At 53.8% G+C, this 22086-nt stretch carries 7 protein-coding genes and 1 pseudogene; 5 read left to right on the top strand and 3 right to left on the bottom strand.

Annotated elements, in window-relative coordinates; all coding sequences use genetic code 11:
- Positions 1-948: 948 nt before the first annotated feature.
- On the bottom strand, positions 949-1494 hold the full coding sequence (locus C492_RS22385) for a BREX protein BrxB domain-containing protein (protein ID WP_239643405.1): 546 nt from the start codon (positions 1492-1494) through the stop codon (positions 949-951).
- 4285 nt (positions 1495-5779) lie between these two features.
- Between C492_RS22385 and C492_RS07745 the strand changes: the two genes are divergently transcribed.
- From C492_RS07745 to C492_RS07735, 3 genes are all read left to right on the top strand, one after another.
- Complete coding sequence (locus C492_RS07745) at positions 5780-7474, top strand: N-6 DNA methylase (RefSeq protein ID WP_049892837.1); 1695 nt, start codon at positions 5780-5782, stop codon at positions 7472-7474.
- Between the two features lie 29 nt (positions 7475-7503).
- Positions 7504-10317: an Eco57I restriction-modification methylase domain-containing protein gene (locus tag C492_RS25810; protein WP_449289500.1), complete on the top strand. Its 2814-nt coding sequence runs from the start codon at positions 7504-7506 to the stop codon at positions 10315-10317.
- A 5-nt stretch (positions 10318-10322) separates the two neighbouring features.
- Positions 10323-13334, top strand: a complete 3012-nt coding sequence (locus tag C492_RS07735) for a helicase-related protein (RefSeq protein WP_049892842.1) — start codon at positions 10323-10325, stop codon at positions 13332-13334.
- 1073 nt (positions 13335-14407) lie between these two features.
- On the opposite strand, the gene C492_RS07725 is transcribed toward C492_RS07735, so the two are convergent.
- The gene (locus C492_RS07725) at positions 14408-15451 is read right to left on the bottom strand and encodes a DNA-methyltransferase (RefSeq protein ID WP_008422077.1); all 1044 of its coding nucleotides are present in this window, start codon (positions 15449-15451) and stop codon (positions 14408-14410) included.
- Positions 15452-15879: 428 nt separating this feature from the next.
- On the opposite strand from C492_RS07725, the gene C492_RS07720 reads away from it, so the two are divergent.
- On the top strand, positions 15880-17052 hold the full coding sequence (locus tag C492_RS07720; RefSeq protein ID WP_008422075.1) for a DNA-methyltransferase: 1173 nt from the start codon (positions 15880-15882) through the stop codon (positions 17050-17052).
- Positions 17053-17283: 231 nt separating this feature from the next.
- Here the strand turns inward: C492_RS07720 and C492_RS07715 are convergent.
- Positions 17284-18570: pseudogene (locus C492_RS07715) on the bottom strand (transposase); the annotation flags it as partial.
- Between the two features lie 113 nt (positions 18571-18683).
- Here C492_RS07715 and C492_RS07710 point away from each other — a divergent pair.
- Positions 18684-22085 carry a PD-(D/E)XK nuclease family protein gene (locus C492_RS07710; RefSeq protein WP_083898772.1) on the top strand — a complete coding sequence of 1134 codons (3402 nt, stop codon included), beginning with the start codon at positions 18684-18686 and terminating at the stop codon, positions 22083-22085.
- Position 22086: the final 1 nt, after the last annotated feature.

Genomic DNA, 22086 nt, shown 5'->3' with positions numbered 1-22086 from the left:
ACATCACCGACGAAATCCTGCTGCATGTCCCGCATTGGCCACTGTCCCGTTGCGAGGATAGGGGAGCCCAGACCCTCAAAAAGCGCTTCGATAGTATCCACCACCTCGTCGTAGCGACGTGGCTGGTCACCGACGTAAATCGCGATCTCGTCTAAACCGATGAGGAACTCGTAGACTTCACCGCCGCTATTGAGGTGGTCGCGAGTACGGGAGAGTCGGTCCACGAGTTCATCAGGGGAGAATGTCTCCGTCTCTACCGCCGCTTTCGCTCGTTCGATTTCCGCTGCTACATTTGATGACGATTCGAATCCAGCCGCCGCAGCCCCGTCTAACTCGGGAATCACCGCTCTGAGCCACGCACGCAATGATGCCGGTCGATCAATGGCTTCGTCAAATGTCAGCCCCTCGTATTCTGTCTGTTGAACTTGATTCCATAGGTCGTGAACAATGTCAAGCCGCCAGCTGAACTCGAGGAGCCAAGGACGGTCAGTGGGGTAGTTTCGTCGACGACCGAGTTCCTCATACAGGAGAAGTGGAAGGTTTGCTCTTTGCCGATCCCGGTCAAGGAGATTCATCAGCAGGGGCTGCAGATGGTCAATATACGATTCATTGAGTGCCTCACGGAACGCTCTAAACCCGGTTGTTTCATTAGCGAGCTTATACGCAGCATCTTCGAGTCCTTCGATCTCACCGGTTGCGACACCGATGAGCTTCAGCAGGTGTGACTTACCGGACCCGAACGTTGCATGCACGTACCGGAAGCGTTTCTGACCACCGCGATCCGTGACGATCTCTGTGGTTTCCTCGAGGACGTTTTTGGCACTTGGAGTCTCGTAGAACTCCTCGATGTCGCGCTCAATCTGATCGACCTGGTCGACTTTCTGTATCGGTTCCAGCGGTCGAGTGGGATGCCTGTCTTCTGGGAAGAGATCAACAATGGTGTCGAACTCAGACATCGGTCAACACCCCCTCAACGATTTTGTCATCGATACGATGCGCTGGGTAATAGTGACGTGCATCTTCCATAAAGAAGCAAAGTCGACCCCCCTCGACAGATCCTGGGAAGGGAACACCTACAGTAGCATTTACGTTCCGGCGGTCGAGCTCGTCGAGGAGCTCCGACGCCCTAGTGAAGGGATAGAGCCCGCCGAGTCCGAGCAGGACCAGCACAGATGTCTGGTCATTCGCAACGCCACCATCTCCGAGATGTGTCTTGATAAGTTCTGAAACCAACTCTGACGCCAGGTTCCGCTGGAGTGTCCGCTCAACCGAATCGGAAGACACGCTCTCTAACGGGCCGAGATCAGTGCTCGTCCGGAAGGCAGTCGTTTCCGGGAGCAATCCATCGAGACGAACGCTTGTTACAGTGACTGGAGTGCCTCGTGGATCAGTTACGTCTTCCCACTCGGCAAGGATCCCGACATCGCCTGGCGTGGTCCATTCTTCGAGTCTGGTGACCACCTGTTTCTCGATAGGTGGGTCGACGGACACCATTACGAATGGGTTCCGAATCCCACGTCGTTCTCCTCGTGCAAAGTCGATCAATTCCTGCGTGAATCGTGCCAATGGATTCCCTTGCTGTGCACTCATCGAAGGATCCCCCCGCCGTCAACCTCATCGATGTCAAGTGTCTCGTCGGTCGTATCGAGCTGCTCAAGTTGTGCCTTGAGAGCCTCAGCGTCCCCATGAAGCACGCCGATACCCGTAACATCTGTCGGTCCAGTATCGTCGACTACTTCATTGAGTATTTTCCATGTTTCCCAATGTGTCTCGACTGTCGTTTCTGTTGGTTCCGACCAGTCGATATTCTCGAGTCGACCTAGGGTTTCTATTAATCTCCCCTCATCGCCAGCACCGGGTTCTTGATCAGTGAGAGAGTCAACTGCAGTCCCGATATGGGCCAGTGTCGAACGAAAACTTCTGAGCGGATCCAAGTACTGGAGCCGGAAGTTATCATGAACCCGCCGGTCGGGGAGTTCCATCGGCTCTATTAGCCACGGGNGAAAACTTCTGAGCGGATCCAAGTACTGGAGCCGGAAGTTATCATGAACCCGCCGGTCGGGGAGTTCCATCGGCTCTATTAGCCACGGGTGATCTTCGAGGGCCGACTGGAGCTTTGCCAATTCGGTCTCCTCCTGCTGAGTGCTCCATGCAGACGATAACGACTCGATGGCCTCCCCGCGGGCATCAAGATCGCGATAGAGGGAGCGCCACCCATCCTGGGTCCACCACTCTGTGTTAGTGTTTTCGTCGAGTTGTTGGGTCAATTGTTCGATATCCTCAGTGAAGCTATTATTGACCCACTCGATTTCGCTCGAACCGAGTCGCACAAGCCCCTCAAGCTGCAGGAGATGAGCCAATCGCTCATTCCACTGCTCTTCCGCCGTATCGAGCCAGTCCTCATCCTGAACAGCTCCGTTGACGATCTCTTTGAGTTTATCAGTATCGTCAGTGGTCGCATCAGACTGCCGATCTTTAGTACTGTTAGCGATGTCTGTCGCCTCCTCCGCAAGATTGACAACTAGCGTCGAGAGAGCATCCGTCTCGAAAGTGGTCTCGTCCTTGACTCTCGCCTCCTCTGCCAGTGAATCGGTCCTGTTCTCGATCTCCTCGAGAAGCTCGTTCAATACAATGTAACCACGATTCTCGCTCGCGGTTGGCGGTATCAAGTCGTGATCGACGAAGACCTCTTTCGGTCGCCGCCCTGGCGACACCGGCCGAAGTGCGATATCTGGATGGTTCCGAGGCGTGAGCAAGTCATTCAGGGCTGCTGGCTCTCCTTCAACGGTGACCACACGGAACACTCCGGCACGACACAGACCCCAGAGAACAGCTAACATCGCCGGAGAGGGCGAACGTTCGCCGCCCTCTTCGATAGCAAAGAGCGATTCCTTTTCGATAGCTCGATCGAGGATAGTTGCCAGGTCAATATCACTGTCAGCTTCCTGAATCTCACTGGCGACGAGCTTTCGAACCTGGAATGAGATATCGCTGAAGGTCGCGATGTCTGCAGTTTGGGGTGGGACGCCGATGGTCTTTGCCCACTCGGGGAGATCTGCATCGTTATCGAGACGCTCGAGTTCGTTCAAGTGGCTGTCATCTACGCGGAACAACTCTGGATGGAAGTAGTCGGGATACGCCTCGTCGATGCAGTCTTCGAGTGCTGCCTCGAAGCCATCAAAGCTCGATGCCTCAACGCGATACGTGGCCGAGTCAAGGGTAGCGACGAATTTATTGACGATCCGGTCTGCCGCATCATCGAGGTCGCGGGCGATGGATTCCGGTGGAGTCGTCGCACGCGTCGCTTTCCGGAGCGCCCACCAGTCTACTAATTGCGACCGGAGGTCATCCAAGTCGTTGTCATCAAGCAGCCAGTATAGCGTATTCGGGTCGATACTGTCGTCGTCGATTTCGGGTAGCAGTCCCCGAACGAAGACATCGATAGAAAACACGGCATTCTCCATCTCTCCTGTGGAGAGAGACTTGTCGTCGATGACGTACTGATACCCCACGGGATATGTCGCTACATCATCCTCCTCAACTTCACCATACGCGTACGTCTCCGGCAATTCCAGTTTGGCGATGATATCGTCCCACAGGTCTTCATCAAGTGCATCGACAATGGCTCCCCAGTCTGGGCCAGTCTCATACTCCCGTGCTTCCGCTAACATCCGTTGTTCGTCAGGTTCACTGATCCGGAGTTTACCTCCATCAGTTGCGGTATCCGGTCGGATGTATCGTTCCAGCTCCCCATCCAGCGCCTCGCGAACCTTCGTGGTTACTTGTGAGCGTAAGGACCCATCAAGATCACCCATTACCGCGACGGAGAGATTAGCATCAGTCTGTGGAACTAGATCCGGAACGTACGACAGCAATAGGACGGCCTTCGCGACCTCCAAATCAAACTCGGTGGTGGCCGGATCATCCTCGATGGAATCGATGACCTCGATCTTTTCCGGGATGATATCTTGGAGTTCATACTGAATGAGCTCGTAGAAATCGACGAGACTAACGATAGGCCGTTCATGGGCCTTCCGCGCCATTTCCTCGCGCAGTCCTGCGACGAGTGCCAAAATTGCGCGGGCAGTACCGGAGAAGATAGATTTACTCCTATCGGCCAGCTCGGTCCGAAGGTTCGAGAGAATCTCCAAGAAAAGCGCTGGCTGGTAGGGAAGGAGCGGATAGTATTTGACGAATTCTTCCTCGTCGATATCGTCCAGTGGTGGAGCTGTGTTCTGATTACCGCCGGTGTACTTGAGTATACCTGGGTGGACCAGGGCATTAAGCGCCTCCTCTTGGACCCAATCTACGCCCATAGCCGACTTCGCGAGGAGTCGTTGTTGGACGATCTCCCCGACATGTCGACTCGGGAGAGGATACTCATCGAAGCGATCTGTGAGCCACCCCATCTCATTAACTTTGGTGGCGGTCTCGGGCTGCGCCTCCTCGATCTTCGACTGTGCGGTGACAACCATGAGGATGTCACCTCCTACTTTTTCAATGCTCTCGGCGAGAGCGTTCAGCTCACCGATTCTCTGGGTGTTGTCACCCATGAACAGCGTGACCTCGTCCATCAGGAGGACGAGTTTTACCGGACGGTCGTGTTCTGCTTCGAGATACTGTCGATACGACTCGAGTGTCTCAACAGCCAACTGCTGGCCGATATTTCGTGACTGGATATCCTCAAGGTTCTCGGTCATTCCGGTAGCCCGCTCGGTCATCCCTTTTAGGACAAGATCCGAGAGGATGCTATACCGCTGGACATCAGCCCAGTCGTACTCCGGGTTCGGAACCCCCGCCTCTCGAAGAATCTCTTCGACATGCCGATCCCGGTTTTCCCAGACTGACTGCGTGTCGAACAGGCCGCCCTCCCGCTGGAATTCCTCCTCGAAGAACGCGACGTCCAGCCGGTCGGAGAAACCCCGGCGTTGATAGATGGTCTGTAGGATGATCTCACTGAAGCTCTGCTCGCGAACGCCTTGGTAGCGGAGGAGGTTGATCGGAACGGGGACGACGAGGGATTCCTCGTGGAGTGAGTGCCACGCATCTTCCAGACCATCGGGGGCATCAGGTCGTTCATCGAATCGGTCCCACACAGAGTCCATATCGGTGTTAGCGAGGGTCGACGAGTCGAGGAGGAGGTCCAGTGCGGTGAGCAGGTGGCTCTTGCCACTGCCGTAGTAGCCGTAGAGCCAGTGGTTCAACTCCTCCGACGCGGGATCCGGATCGTGGATTCTGGCGAGCAAATCTTCAAGGAAGTCGACCGAAGCATCGGTAAGATGATAGGTGTCGAGGTACTGTCGGTACCGTTGTTCCTGGACTCCAGCTGCGTCTTCGAAGTCGACCTCTCGATCGATGCGGATGGACTCCTCAAATCCGGGGTCGGCCTCTTCAAAAAGGTCTACTTCGTCGATCATTTTGAGTCCCCCACCAGAATCCTGCGTGAATTATTAGCGGGAGTATGGAGATTGATTGACGCTAAACGGGCTGATCTCGTGAGTTGATCAAGGCGGTTCTCGTTCATTCAGATATTCATGAGTGTATTTATGTTAGTTGTAGGAATGCCGGCACGAGTGCAGTCGATGAGAGGTCCTTTCCTTCAAAAGGCCCCGTCCAGGGAGGTCAAGTCCTGCGGTTCGACCAATAGACATAGAAAAATCCTGCGCGGGGGTCTACTTATATGTTGGCATGGGTGTATATTGATGTAGCGGTACCGGAGTCGGTGGGTTGTACAGGGGAAGTTTGATAGGGGCCGGCTTATAGGTGGTAAATATCCATAATGTCTGCGGACACTTCTAGTGGACGGAAGGCTCAGCTCGGCAAGTCCGAACGTGATCAATTAGAGGACGTCGTCGTTGACCTGCGCGAAACGGTCGAAGAAGAGATTGAGTACGAACTCGAACACCACTACGGACTAACCGAACGTAAGGGNGAGGACGTCGTCGTTGACCTGCGCGAAACGGTCGAAGAAGAGATTGAGTACGAACTCGAACACCACTACGGACTAACCGAACGTAAGGGTGGCGAGGACCTCTCGGACGAGGAACAGGATACGCGAGAGCGTCTCGTAGAGGCTATCGACCACGAGAATCCGGATGACAAGTCCTGGGCTTGGCGCTACCAACAGTACATCACAGGGGTCGGGTATACGATCGTCAATCGCTTAGCGGCCTTCAGGTGCATGGAGGTACGCGGCTTCTTAGACCTGCCCGTAACACAAATCGGAGACTCGGGTCTAACACCTGCGGCCGAGCAGCTGCTTGGCGAACGGTTTGACTTGGGCCGCGAGGAGGCACTGGTTGCTGCCTACCACGAGGAAAGCGAGGTGATGGCCGAAGAAATTGAAATCTTGTTCGATCCAGATTCACGTTACAGCGTCATCGACCCCGACCCCGATCTCTTCCGAAACCTGGCTGGCGAGCTGGACGAGATTTCTGATGATGTCTGGCGTGCCGACGACATTCTAGGTTGGGTCTACGAATACTACAACCGGCCGGTCGTAGAGCGGCTTGAAGATAAGAACACGCTCGAAGCCGAAGAGGTTGCACCGGCAAATCAGTTCTATACACCCCACTGGGTCGTACGACTGCTGACGGACAACAGCCTGGGACGGCTCTATTTGGAAAAGAAGGGAGAGGTGGATACGGTCGTCGAGGCACAATCAAATCTGACAACGGATGAGCGGAAGCAGCTTCCCACTGACTTCGACGAGGCAAACGATATCGCAGATTTCTGCACCTACTTGTTACCGGATCAGGAGTCTGGCGAACCAACGGACTTCGACCATCCAGAAGAACTCCGCGTCCTCGATCCAGCTTGTGGGAGTGGCCACTTCCTCCTGTACGCATTCGACGTACTGGAACGCATTTGGCGACGGGAATGTCCCAAAATAGACTCCGGTTCGATACCTCGGAAGATCCTAGAGCACAACCTGTACGGCGTCGACCTTGATCTACGTGCCTGTCAGTTGGCGACCTTCAACCTCTACCTCAAGGCCCGTGACCGGGCAGAGAGTGAGGGCAATACCAACTTCGAACTTCCGCGAATGGGAATCGTCACTGCGGACGCAAAGGTCGCCAATACGGACGATCTCGGCGAGATATTCGAGGAGCTTTCTGGCGAACATGATGAACTCGAGGAAGCACTACAGACAATCCTCGATTCCTTTGAGAACATCGAGGCACTTGGTACCCTGCTGGACGCAAAGGGTACCCTTGAAGACGTATTCGACACTGGAGAGCAGCAGACGCTCCTCGAAGCAATCAATGGGACGGGCGATCTACATTCGGTCCTCGAGAACCTCCGACAGAGTGTCGACGATCGATTTGACGATGACTCGTTCGATGCACAGGAGCTTAGAAGCTTCCTACGGCTTCTGGNGTCCTCGAGAACCTCCGACAGAGTGTCGACGATCGATTTGACGATGACTCGTTCGATGCACAGGAGCTTAGAAGCTTCCTACGGCTTCTGGTGATATTAACCCAGGAGTACGACGTCGCTCTGATGAATCCTCCATATGGGAGAGGAGCACGAATGCCGAAGCCTGTGAGAGATTATGTTGGTGAAAAGTGGAATTACACTACAGAGTACTATATTAATTTCTTTGAGGTTTGCGAACAGCTATCCAAACAAGATGGGCGCATAGGAATGCTCGTTAAGCGCGAATTTATGTTTAAAGATACTCTGTCTGATTTCAGAAGCGATTTTATTGGTGAGAAAGGAAAATTCGACTTTCTTGCAGAGTTTGGGGAAGGAGTACTAGACAAAGCAAAGGTGCGGAATGCAGCCACCGTCGTACGTACCAACACAAGAACAGATGTGGAAGCCGAAGGAACATTTATACGATTACACGATGTCTCAAAAGAGGATAAGAAAGAGAAGCTGCTTCATAGTGTTTATTCTAATACTATAGATGAAGATATAAAACGAGTATACACTAAAGAATTGGCGGAATTCAACAAAATCCCTGGAAGCCATATGTCGTACTGGATGTCGGAGGAGCTCAGGGACATTTTTGATTCTGACTGTGTGTTTGACGCCAGTGACATAGAGGATAATAAGAAATCCTTTGGAAAAGTGAAAGTAGGGCTCCAAACAGGTGACAACGATCGATTTACCAGGCATTTCTGGGAAACCAATTCAGATTCGTGGATTCCTTTCGCAAAAGGGGGATCAGATGCATGGATACTCCCCAGAATCAATCTTGAGGTTTTGTGGGGGGAGAGTGGATTAGAAGTGAGGAGCTTTGAGGGCTCTTATGCTAGAAATATGCAATATTACTTCACTGAGGCCTTGACATATACATACATGAAAAGNGGATTAGAAGTGAGGAGCTTTGAGGGCTCTTATGCTAGAAATATGCAATATTACTTCACTGAGGCCTTGACATATACATACATGAAAAGTAGCGGAAGGAGGTTTGGATACCTGAATGAAAGGTCTATCTTTGGCCGGGCAGGTAACGTATTCTTGCCAAATTCGTCTACATGGTCCGTAATGTCATATGGCAATTCACATCTTGTCACGTATCTTATGGCCTGCCTTGACCCAGGACGACACTGGGAGTCAAGAAACGTCTCCAAACTACCGTGGTACCCTTCGCTTTCTAACAATCAGGTGTTGGAATCGCATGCTAGAAAGATTACGGGATCCCTCCTTTATCAGCGTATATCCGATTTCAATTCTCCATACTATATTGCACCCCATATGTTGCGATTGGTGAATGATGAAGATCCCCTCTCCCCGTACGTATCTCATCCCCATCGAGATTTACTTAATAAAACGGAGATACCGGACTTCGAAAATGAGTTAGATGTTTCAGACTCGATCTATGATGTAGCTGTCCGAGTGTCACAAATCGAGGAAGAAATCGAAACACGACTTGCCCAATATGCCCATGAAATTGATTCCGCCGTTTTCGATTTCTTCGACTTGAGTGAAGATTTACGTAGAGAGATTCTAACTGAGATTTCACTTAGGACTAATGAGAGTCCACAATTGAATCCGAGCTTTGAGGTAGAAGATATTCTGGAACCAAAGAACCTCGAAACAAAGGTTAAGGACTTAATCCTACATCTCGCACTGAAGGCAATCTTAACAACGGATGACGGTATTGCGCCGACAGAGGCACAACAGGAAAACTACGAATCAATCGAAGAACTGGTAATCGACCAGTTTGAGCGTATATGGGTAGACTATGCTGATGAGCGGCTGAGCGAGGGCGATAGCTACCTCGGGAATCAGCAGTCGGCAGATGTTCCGTACCCAAACCTCCAGAAATGGCTCAAAGAGGACCTGTTCGAGTATCATCTTGATCGATTCGAAAACTCTCCAATTCTGTGGCGCCTGACTAGCCAAAGGTTGACTTCCGATGGGGACGCAGAAGGGTTCGGGTGCTTCGTCGACTACCGCCAGTTCGGTCAGTCAACTTTCGATCGCATTCAGTCAAACTATCTGGAGGAACGGAAGAGTGTGCTGAGCGACCTCCGATCGTCGGCGAACCGACGTCGGAATGACGAATCACTGAGTAGTACTGAGCGAGCCGAGGCAAAAGAAGAGTATGACAGGTACGAGAACCAACGTCGGCAGGTAGACGCGTTCGAGGAGCAACTACTGGAGCTCACCCAGCCTCAAGAACGGGAGTGGAGCCAAGAAGGTCAGGAACTCGCAGCCGATCTCGCAAACGATATCGAACTCCTTCGAGAGCGACTGAATGACCGAATGAACGCCTTCGAAGAGTTAGCCGAGATGTCAAGCGAGGAGTGGCTCGCAGATACATTCACCGACACATTCACCGACTACGTATTGGAGGAGAAAGAGGAGTGGTTCACGGCTCTCGACTGTGGTATTGAGGCGGCAGAAGAGTACGCAAAGAGCGCCGATTCCTCGGTTGAACCGCATCTATACGACTATCTCAACTACTGTGAGGACAACATCGGAACGACCTCCTACTCCCGAAACGGATTCCTCTTCCTCCACTACTACTTCGGTGACGAGGAATTCCGAACCTTGGTCGAAGAGGGGCAGCCACGAGAAGGGATGGACAAACAGGAGACTCTCCTGGCCCGACTTGCTGCAGGTATCGACCGCGACGCAGAGATTGGCGAACGTATCAAAGAGCGCTGTAATAAGCTACAATCGAAGATAGAAATCACCTGGGACGAAGGCTGTTCCTCGGACTGGGAAGGACGGGCGCTCGATGAAGTCATGACAGGCGGGTACAACCCTGTCAAGAAGCACGGTGTAGCCGTCAATATCCGACCTCTTGCAGTGCAACAAATCGTGCCCGACATCGTTGAGGACGACGTGCTCCTGTAGTGACTATGGACGTCGATCTCCAGTCAGGCCAGCAGATCCATATTGACGGACAGCCAGCGGAGATCATCCGCACCTACAGCGTCGGTGATATCGAATCCCTCCGAGCCTACATAGAGGACGTCGGCGTAAAGACGGTCTCGCTGGCAGATGTGACCGTCGAGACGGCCACCGATCAGTCCGACACGCTAGCTGAAGAGGGCGACGAACTTCACCCCCGTCACGAGGCAGTCGCAGCCGAGTGGTTCGACCTTCGGATGGATGCACTGAATCTCACCCTCGCCCACGAGCAGGGGCAGCTCCTCTCCATCTCGAACTCGCTGGTCCGGCTGGAGCCATATCAGCTCGACTGCGTCAACGAAGTGATGCAGTCTCTCCGACAACGATACCTCATCGCCGACGACGTCGGGTTGGGGAAGACTATCGAAGCCGGCCTTATCCTCAAGGAACTCCAAGCTCGCAATCGCGCCGGCAGCGTGCTGTTCGTCGTTCCCGCCCATCTGCAGAAGAAGTGGATTCGGGATATGAACCGCTTCTTCGACGTCGACCTCACTGTTGCAGACCGCGCCTGGGTCGAAGGTGAACGCCGCCGGCTCGGAGAGGCTACCAACATCTGGGTACAGGACGACCTGCAGCTCGTCACGAGTATGGCGTTCCTACGTCAGGACGAGTTCCAGCCCGCACTCGAGGAGGCATTCTGGGACGTCGTCATCGTTGACGAAGCACACAAAGCTGCCGACCGTGGCGATGACGCCTCAAAGACAGCACAGATGGCCGAGCGCGTCGTCCACAACTCCGAATCGCTGCTCCTGCTGAGTGCGACCCCCCACGACGGTAAGGGCGAGGGCTTTGGTTCGCTCATCTCCTACATTGACCCCTTCCTCGTCGCTGAAGACCAAGATCTCTCTCGCGAGACCGTGAACCGTGTGATGGTCCGTCGAGGAAAAACGACTATCTACGACGACGACGGCGAGCGCATCTTCCCCGACCGGGACGTTCAGACAGTTCCCGTCTCCATGTCGCCGGCAGAGAAAGAACTCTACGATGGAGTAACCGAGTACGTCCGAGAAGTCTACAACCGTTCGGAGGAGCTCAATGAGCCGGCGGTTGGCTTCGCAATGGCGCTCATGCAGAAGCGCCTTGTTTCCAGCGTTGGAGCCATCCGTGAAACTCTCCGCCGTCGCCTGCGCGCTCTGCTTGAGCAGGGCGGTGCCGATGGCGACCTGAGTCAGGATACACAGACCTACCTAGATGGCGAGGATCTCGAGGAAGATGACCGCCAAACCGCCGAGCAGGAACTGGAACACCTCACAGTCACCGAGGGGGACGCCGCGCTCCAGGCGGAGATTGACACGCTCCAAGATCTCGTCGCCAAGGCCGAATCACTCCCGGTGGATACCAAGGCCCGGAAGGTAAAGCGCTACATCCAGCAGTTGTTCGATGAGCACCCCGAGGAGAAGCTATTGCTGTTCACGGAGTACCGGGACACGCTTGACTACCTGCTCGAACAGTTCGAGGATCAACCCTGGTCCGACGAGATACTCGTCATCCACGGCGACGTCGATAAGGACGACCGCCAGGCGATCGAGGACGCGTTCAACCACGGCGAACCCCGACTGTTGCTCGCGACCGATGCGGCCAGCGAGGGCATCGACCTCCAGCATAGCTGCCACATCATGGTGAACTACGAGCTGCCGTGGAACCCGAATCGGCTCGAACAGCGCATCGGTCGCATCCATCGGTACGGACAGGAACGAGAGGTGAAGGTCTGGAACTTCCAGTTCGACGATACCCGGGAGCGGGAGATCTTCGAGCTGCTCGAAGAGAAGATCGAGAACATCCGATCGAAGGTCGGGTCAACCGCCGATGTGTTAGGGATGCTCGATGACGTCGACCTGGACGGTCTTATTATGCGGTCGGTTCGAAACGATGAACCGGCTGACGCGACCGCACAAGAGCTTGAAAAGCTACTCGATGAGCGAGAGCAGACCCTCATGGAGTGGTACGAGCGGAGCCTCATCGATCCGAGTACGTTCGATGAGGAAAGTCGCGAGCGCATCCACGAGGTGATGGACGAGTCCGAGGACGTCTTTGGGTCTGAAGCGGCCATCCGGAGTTTCGTCGAACGCAGTCTCGACATCTTCGGGGGGAATCTGGACCGAGCCGGCAACCAACTGTATAGAATCGAAGCACCCAACGAACTCCTCGATACGACGACTACAGAGGCACAATCGGAGACTCGAGGTCCCGTCACGTTCTCCCGCGAGTTTGCCATGAATAACGAGGGGATCGAGCACCTATCCCCGGACGACCCACTCATCCAACGACTCCGCGAGCGTATATTGGAGGACGACAGGGGACGTGTTGGGCTGAAACTGCTGCCATTCATCGATGAGCCAGGGATCACCTTCGTCTACCGTGTGGCTTTCGAGGACGGGACCGGCGAGACCATCCGCGAGGAGTTGATCCCAGTGTACGTCGATTCGAAATACAGTAATCCGAAACGACCGCTTGGTGAGCGTGTCGTCGATACCGACACCGTACAGGCCAAGCCAAACGCCCAGACTGTACAGAACCTCCTGTCTGCCCGAGATCAGCTCGAGAACGAGGCAGAAGGATATATTTCGAATGTGATTCGGACCGTTCAGGATGAGATAGAGGAGTCCAGGCGGACCCGCGTCAAGCAGGAACGGTCGGATCTCGAGACGTATGCAGCCGCCGAACGAGAACGCATCGAGACGTTCATCGACCAATACGAGGAACGGGCCGAAGCCGGTCAGGATATGGACATCTCGATCCGGAATCAGCGCCAGCGACTCGAACGTCTTGAGGCCCGTATCGACGAACGAAAGCGTGAGCTCGCCCGTCGGGGACAAGNCATCTCGATCCGGAATCAGCGCCAGCGACTCGAACGTCTTGAGGCCCGTATCGACGAACGAAAGCGTGAGCTCGCCCGTCGGGGACAAGTGATTTCGCTCGCCCCTGAACTAGAAGGGTGGTGTCTGACCCTGAGTGTGTGATCAATATCCGATCAGAGTACGCTGTCAGAACCGTATACTACAGCTCCTCTATCACTCGATTTAGCAAACAGAGAGCACCTAGACTCCACTCTACAACGGTTTTGTCGACCCAAATCCTCGAGAAGTCATTCCGTCTGGCCGGCTAATGCTGTATAGAAATTATCGACGGGTTCGTACCCCCGCCTGCCGTGTGCTTGGTGTGAGGTCCAACGAGTCGACTTCGTAAGTCGCTGGGTTTGTGGTTCCCAGAAGGGCTCCGGCTGGAACAGATACCGCCATCCGAGCGGATCAATGAGCCACTCATCACCCTCCTCATGCCACGACCAATACGCGGCGACCTCTAGTGGAACATCTCCAATATTAGGTACCTCACCAGTCGTTCCTTGTCGAGAGTCGATCACCCCGATCGACCGAAGAACGCCACGGAAGTTGCTGGCCCACCGATCTTTAGTCGACTCGGCCCAATCGAGCGGCTCCCCCCCCATATGTTGGAACTCCTCAAGCATCTCAATAACCTGACTATCTGAAAAGTCAAGATGGCTCGCTCCACGGTTGCCCCCTTGGACGAGGTACTCGTGTAACACATATCGGAATACCGCATCCTCTGCGACAAGGTAGCAATAGATGACCTGATACTGATCCCGTTGATTCCGGCATCGATCAAGAATATCTGGGAGACACCGTAGCGGTGGGAGTCCTCCACCAGCTTCCTGAAGTCGGGGCATGATCGCGTTAAATGACCGACGGGACCCTTCGATGGTTACCCGTTCGGCACGGCGCTCATCTAGCCATCGCTCGCTGGCGGTGCTCCAATCCCCGCTATCATTGTATAGCTCAGCAATTTCCCTGGTTTGGTCGAGGTCGAGGCTGGCTGCGACGAGTCCGATATGCGTCTCCTCTGTTGAAAATTGCCCATTCAATGATTGGACAGTGTCTCCTCGCTCTCGACCGTTTACCATACTAAATATGCGCCTCGTTTCCTACTTAAGTTCTCGTCATCAAATACCGGGAAGTCGAACAACTCTGATCAAACGATATTTGTCACCACGAAGTCGTAGTTTTCCACAAATGATTCAATTGGGGAAATCCTCTAGACCAGTCTGACCGTCATCATATTTTCGCATCACCTCACCTTCAGACATAAATCGGACTTCGGAGGTATCGAGATATTGTTCGTTCTTCTCGAAAGTGATCCAGTAACGGTCATTTTCTTCGGCGATCTTCCCGGTGATGTTAGAGCCACCGAAGATGTCAAGGATGATGGGTTGATCAAGATGACCACGGTCCCACGAGTTGTACGGAGGATCTGGAGTAAGGAATTTGATGAAGAACTCAGGAATTTCCTTGGGGAATCGCGCAGGGTGTTTTTTCAATTCATATTGTTTACACATCTTGTGGTAGTGCCCTTTACTCCCAGTATTTGTCGCAGAGATCAGATTATCTGGGATCGCTCCCTCGTTATCAGTCGCAAAGGCTGATTCACTGATATTGTGGCCTGAAGGGCGTTTCCCGGCATTATATTCTCCCGTCCGAATCAGATCCTTCTGACTTTCGCTGTATTCAGTGAGTACACGACTGTTGTCGGCTTCGGGGGTCGGATTCGCGTCTGGGCCTTTGGCACTCTCGTCATTAATCTCCTTGGCCAACCACCAGATGTGAGTGACCGCGTCGCTAGACCGGATGCGGCGGCGCGTTACCCATTCTGCAGGTGATGGTAGCTTAGCGGGGTTGTGCCAATAGAAGTCCTGAGCTAACTCAAATTCGTGGTCGTTGACGAGCTTGCTCAGCAATTCGAACTGATACGTCGATCTAGAGGGCGCTCCTTTGTGAAACGCGCCCCCGATTTCGATCACAAAACTTCCATGAGGCGTTAACGCAGGTCGGACCTTGTCAGCAAATTCGGTGAACCACTCGATATAGTCACTTTCCCAATCTGAACCGTACTCCTTCTGTTGGGCGAGATCAAATGGGGGAGAGGTAATGACGAGATCGATAGCATTTGGCGGGAGCTCCTCCAGAAGATCTCGACTATCACCCAGGTACGCTGCTCCGTTGGAGCTAGTATATGCCGGTGGGGACTTGAGTAAGTTAGCGACCGCCGGCTTGCTATCCGTCATCTAACGTTTCTTAAAATCAGATCAGCGGTTGTAAATCAACCGATTCGCGTAGTTGACCGAGTTAATCACCACCTCGATCCCTAGTGGGCTTCCTCATCATTGAGCGACCAAATCTGTGTGTTTCCCACTCGTTGGCAGGTGACGACACCACCTTGTTTGAGCTCGTGAAGACGCTCGTGAGCGGTCGTCCGGTGACCCCCGAGCTCGTCCGCGACTTCAGATGTTCCCAATCGCGTATTTCGAAGTAGTTCGACGATATTCTCAGTTGAATAGACCTCTTCATATTGGCCCGAATCAGAATTTCGACGACGAGGCACTAACCGAGAGCTGGGCAATCAGCCTGATAAATCTACTCCGCGATGAGGGCAAGGTTGAAGTATCCATCCTACGCAACGTAGGATGGACTACGGTCCGGATTTCAACGAACTATGCCCATTCAGAATCTGCTCTCTGACGACCCCGATGCAAGACCACCAGCAGTAGTGAGCGATCTCGAGACAGATCCGTTTTATATAGAGGGGAACGGCGCAGCAATCAAAGGAGACAGTAAAGAGTTACTCGCAGAGCTTCCGGACGAATCTGTTGACTTGGTCGTGACCTCACCACCGTTTGCCCTTACCCGGAAAAAGGAATACGGGAACAAAGATTCCGAAGACTTCGCCGACTGGTTCCTCAAATTTGCAGAGCGTGTCTACGATGTTCTCAAGCCTTCCGGAAGTTTCGTGATTGACATCGGCGGGAGCTGGCAGAAAGGCGAGCCCATACGCTCCTTGTATCACTTTGAACTCTTACTGAAACTCGCAGGTGAGGATGGACAATTTAATCTCGCACAGGAATTCTACTGGTACAACCCCGCAAAGCTCCCGACACCAGCCCAATGGGTGACTATTGAACGGATACGTGTGAAAGACGCCGTGAACCATGTATGGTGGCTCAGTAAGAGCTCACGTCCCCAAGCGGATAATCGAAGGGTACTCAAAGAATACAGTGATTCCCAAAAGAAGCTGATGGAGGTCGGCTATAAGGACAAAAAACGACCATCGGGCCATGAGATAAGCGATACATTTGACGATCCGGAAGAAGCAGATGGGGCTATCAGACCGAACTTATGGAACGAACTCTCCAGCAGTGATTACGTCCCGGACGCTGTCGAGTTACTCCACGCCGCGGACGTTCCACAGCAGCTAATCGATGTCGCAATAGAAAACGATGTACTGGACGAACTCGTCGAATCTGTACTTGGTGAGTACGTTTCTGATAACGTCTTGGAGGTTGCGAACACAGCATCAAAGACTCACTATCTTAAGGCTTGCAAGGCCTTGAACCTCGATCCACATCCTGCACGGTTCCCTCAGCAGCTTCCAGAGTTCTTCATCAAATTCCTCACCGAGCCCGGCGATTTGGTAATTGATATATTCGCAGGAAGTAACACTACTGGTCGGGTAGCAGAAAATCTCGATCGGAAGTGGCTGGCTTTTGAAACGCAGGAGGCATATTTGGCAACCTCACAATTGCGGTTCAAAGACTGGGAGCTGATTGAGGATCTAGCTAATTGCAACGAAGATCTCAGCGTTGCTGAAGTAGAGCCCGCCGACGACTAATCCTAGTCATGAGGAATCGCTGACTGAAGGTATCTAGTTAAAACACGTAGTCGGCTTTTCGACTACGTTGGTTAACGAGCCAGGGAAGCGTCAAAAGTGGCTCAGTATGATTACTCAGCTTTGCACGCTAGCCTCGGCTGTTGAGTGAACGAAGAGATGGTCGATCTCGGTCATGAGGTCATCAACACCGCGGTCATCGTTGTTTCGAACCCACGAGAGAAGGTTGTAGANTGAGTGAACGAAGAGATGGTCGATCTCGGTCATGAGGTCATCAACACCGCGGTCATCGTTGTTTCGAACCCACGAGAGAAGGTTGTAGACGGCTTCCTTCAGGGAGGGTTCGAGGTTCGCTCGAAGCGATGACGCCTTCGAGCGAACCGTTCCCAAGGCGCTCGAATCGGGATCAAGACGAACGAGACTGTAGGCAGCCATCAGGAGGTGCCAGTGGCGACTGGCACCTCCGTCAGTCTGCAGCTCGCAGTCTCCCAAGCCGAGATCCTGCTTCGAGTCCTCGAAGAACGTCTCGATGCGCCAGCGCATCCCGTAGGAGCGAATGATGTGAGCGGTCGGTGCGTCGATCTTGTTCGTAGCGAGGTACTTGATCGGGTTCTCTTTGTCTTCGTCGGTCTCTTTCTCTGCGATGACCAGCTTCACGTCTCCCAACTGGGAGACGGGAAGCTTCTTCGTCCAGATGTGATAGGTTTCGTCGTCAATATCGCGCTTAACCGTGTCGATGCGCTCTTCCAGCGCATCGACGCGGAGCTCTTCGCCGGCGTAAGTCACCTGTCGATTGCTCCGGAGCGGGCCGATCCAGTCCTTGCCGTAGGATTCGATGTGTTCAGGAAGGCCAGAATCGTGAGCGAACCACGAGTCGAAGAGGTAGGTGTCCGCAGGCACACCTACCTCTTCTTCGAGTTCGGTGACGATCTCGCGGGCGAGGTCGTACTTGGTGTCGTGGTCTTGGTCATCCNAGGTGTCCGCAGGCACACCTACCTCTTCTTCGAGTTCGGTGACGATCTCGCGGGCGAGGTCGTACTTGGTGTCGTGGTCTTGGTCATCCTCGTCTTGCTTTTCGTAGAGGCGGAAGGTGAGCGGGTAGGCGGTTTTGTCGTCAGCGTAGAAGGCATAGATGAGATCTTGGCCCCAGACGGTGTCACCTTTGGCGTGATCGTAGAAGTGGCCGACGCCGGGGACTTCGTCCCCGGCTTTCTCGGTGATGGTGTCGTCGAGGATGATGTAGCCATCCGTTGACCAGCGTGTTTCGCCGTGTTTCTGGAGCTCTTCGAGGCGTTCGTGGTTGAATTGCTGTTCATCCCAGTCGTACTCGGTGAGGAACTTGTTGAGAGCGCGTTTGCTATTAGCTGGAAGGACTTCGCGTGCGATGCCCGCCACGGTCTTGTTGCTGGCCGCAACAAGACCTGTGGCGTAGGTTTTGGCGTGATGACGTTGGGCTGGAGACAGCGACTCGAACTCGTCGAACACTCGCGTACACGACAAGAAATCCGTAATCGGCATCATTCGTCCTTGCCACCGCCTACGTCATGCTCCTACTTCAACGTGCAAAGCTGAGTANCGCGTACACGACAAGAAATCCGTAATCGGCATCATTCGTCCTTGCCACCGCCTACGTCATGCTCCTACTTCAACGTGCAAAGCTGAGTATGATTAGTTGGTACTGGATACATCTAAACTCGCTAGCTAGTTGTTGCGACTCCCGAACATTAATGTTCCAATCGGGTAACGATCGGAGTATGTCTCGTCGTCTACTACTTACGGGCCCTGAGTTTTCCCAATTGGAATCACATGCGTTCGATATTCTCAGGGACCAAGTAGGAACCCAGCCAGAGAGCCTTCTTTATATTGCTCAGCCGAATCACCCTAAAGACGTAACCAAAGACCGATGGAAAAACCACGGGCCATCAGCGGGGCTTCGTATTGACACCTTCGAGAGCCTCGCTTCCAAGTGGTACAAAGAAGACCAGTACAAAGGCCGAGTAACCCACATCAATCAACCACTCCTGGACCGACTGGTTGAACTCGGGCTTGAAGGGGTCACCTCTTTAACGAATCCTCTTCACACTAGCGATCAATTCCCGCGAGCAGGGCTTAGACAGGAAGCTAAGACGCTTTACACCGAACTCGAACAAGCAGGACTGCTTTCACCGGAGGCAATGCAAAGCCGTCTCAAACAAGAGGGAGTTGGTGACCGCGCAGAGTATGTCGCTGAACTAGCCGAAGAGATTGAATCAGCTCGACAAGAAATCTTGGCCGATGAATTACCAGAGACATATCGCACTGAGCGGATGTATTACGCAACGACGGCAGAGACAGCTCTCGTAGATGTTTTCCCCTCCGTGGATGCAGTCATTCTCAGCGGCTTTACCCGATATGATCGACTAGAAATAAATTTTCTTGAACGACTCGCTGACCCCTGGCCGACAATTGCTCTCCACCCCAAGCAGATAGATGAGAACTCGGCATTGGGTGTTGATACAGGCGGCAAACAAGCGTTAGAGACGTATTTCGATCTGGACTTCGTCCGAGAGGATCTCAGCGACTCTGACTCAACCCCTGTCAAAGCGCGACAACGCATTACTCGAAGCCTCTATCGCCATCCCCAGCAGTCGCCGTCTACCAGTGACGTCAATACGGCTGGGTTGGGTCTGACGCTATCCGAGCCAGAAACCGTCCCTAATGAGATCCGAACCACCGCTCGAGATATCCGAAGTCGGATCTCGACAGGAACGCCGGCCGACGATATCGGCGTCGTCCTCACGAGCCCAGTTCAGTATACCGATCAAGTGCGGGAGGTCTTCGAAACATACGAATTACCGTTCAGCCTACAAACTGAGATCCCTCTCTCCAAGACAGCACTGGGAGATGTGATCCAGACAATCTGCCAACTTGCACGGAAACCCCGTACTACCGATACACTCCTTGACCTTCTCACGAATCCGTTGGTCACCATTACTCATACAGAGGAGAGGCTTGATCACCACGAACTCGCTCGGGTTGCGGCTAGAGCAGAGACAAATCGGCTTGAGTCCACCTTGGAACACGTTGACAACAGTATCGCAACAACGGTCACCTCTCTGACTCAGGATGTAGCTGCTCTGTCAGAGGAGTCACTTGATAAACTCCCCAGCCAACTTGACGCCCTCTTTGAGCGTCTCGGCGTTTCGGCCGCACTGGAAAGTGAACAAGAACTCTCGTCTGCGTTTCGAAAACGTGAACTGCGCGCTCGCGACCGTCTCGACCGGATTCTCGAGACACTCTCCCTCACAACACCGTTGGCAGACCCNNNNCCCGAGGAAAGCGTCGTTGTCTGTAATCTCGCCGAGGCACCCCTCCGAGAGTTCGAACACGTGTACGTTCTCGGCTTAACGTCGACCCATTTCCCTTCAAAGACAGAGCAAACCGCATTTGCACGGCCCATTTACGAGGCACATCGCGACTTCGAGCAGACAGATGTCTCGGCAGAAGCACGGTATCACCTGAGCATTCTCCTCGGGAGTGTAGCATCAATTCATCTCTCCATCCCCCAGAAGAGTGTTAGTGGTGAACCTCACGTTGAAGCGGATATCCTGACTGAACTTCGGCGGCTTGTTGATCTCTCGGAGGTAACTATTGAGCCGGCGAACAGCGAGCCAGGATGCCAAGAAGACGTGCAGCGGGTAATCGGCAAAGTGCTTCCCGAGAAATCCGAAGCACGGGTCCACGACCTACTCACTGAAGCAGTCGAAGCCGGTTCGGTTAGCACCGCCCAGCAGGCTCGTATTCAGGCAGGTATTGCTTGCGCCGCGGCACGAGCAGGTCCCGAACTGACGCCCTACGATGGCCAGCTCACAGAGGAAACCGTCTCCAAGATTCATACCAAACTCAACCGCGAGCCGTACAGTCCGAGTCGATTGGAGACATATGCTGTTTGTGGATTCAAGTACTACATGCGCCGTGTTCTCGGCATCGAAGCACCGAATCGCTTAACGCGAGAACCCGACGCAAGCGACCGCGGCTCGTACATCCACGGCGTACTCGAACACTACTATCTGTCGTTACAGACAGGGGACAGCGATTCAGTTCACCCAGGTGACGACTTCGAAACACGGCAACAACAGCTCCTCGACACCGCACTCGAGCGGCTTGACAAAGCGTTCGACGCTCGCGCCCAGACAGCGTTCCAAGAAGAATGGCTGATATCCGTGCTCGCTGGACTCGGAACTCCGGACACCAATCCATACTATGAACCACATGAGACGCAGGCCGGTCGTCCTATTTCGCGGGGGCTATTCTATAGGTTCCTCGACCACGAGGCGGAGGAACCCGCAAAGACGACCGCTCGACCGACGTGGTTCGAAGGCCGGATCGGCAATCCCTACGACGCAGGCACGCCACTCAGCGACGACCCCGCAGAGATCGAGACATCACACGGCCCAGTTCCCATACACGGACTCATCGACCGCGTCGAGACGGTCCCCGGAACAGACCCAACACAGGTTGTCGTCCGGGATTACAAAACTGGCAGCTCCATCCCCAGTGAAACTGATGCCCTGAACGGGCTGAAGTTCCAACTACAACTGTACGCGCTGATGGCCGAAGAAGCACTCGACGATGTCGAAGTGGTCGGTGGCGCATACTATCAGGTCTCACCCCCGAGTTCAGTCAATTCTCGCAGCGGGCTCCTCACCTCACAGGAGATGGCAGTCTACCATGGGAGCGACGACGTCGACACACCGCTGCTCCGCCACTCCTACCCGTACTTCGAGACACACCAGGCGTTCCGACGATTCATTGAGGAAACGAGCCCACAACGCCTCGGCGATCTGGCAGCGGGCATCGCAGAGGGTCGCTTCCATCCGACAGTCCTCGATCCATCGGACGCCGGATGTCGCTACTGTGACTACGCACATGTCTGTGACGTCCGCTCGCACCAACGGAAGAACGTTATCGAGGCGATCGACGACATGGGTGCGTCAGCGTACGTCCCGCTAAAAGCGAGGGGTCACGACTTGGAAGATGTCGTGGAGGTTGAGTAAC

Origin of the sequence: Natronococcus jeotgali DSM 18795 (genome assembly GCF_000337695.1) — an archaeon.
GTDB classification, from domain to species: domain Archaea; phylum Halobacteriota; class Halobacteria; order Halobacteriales; family Natrialbaceae; genus Natronococcus; species Natronococcus jeotgali.
The sequence above is the reverse complement of the archived record's forward strand: the minus strand, read 5'-3'. Positions and strand labels throughout refer to the sequence as shown.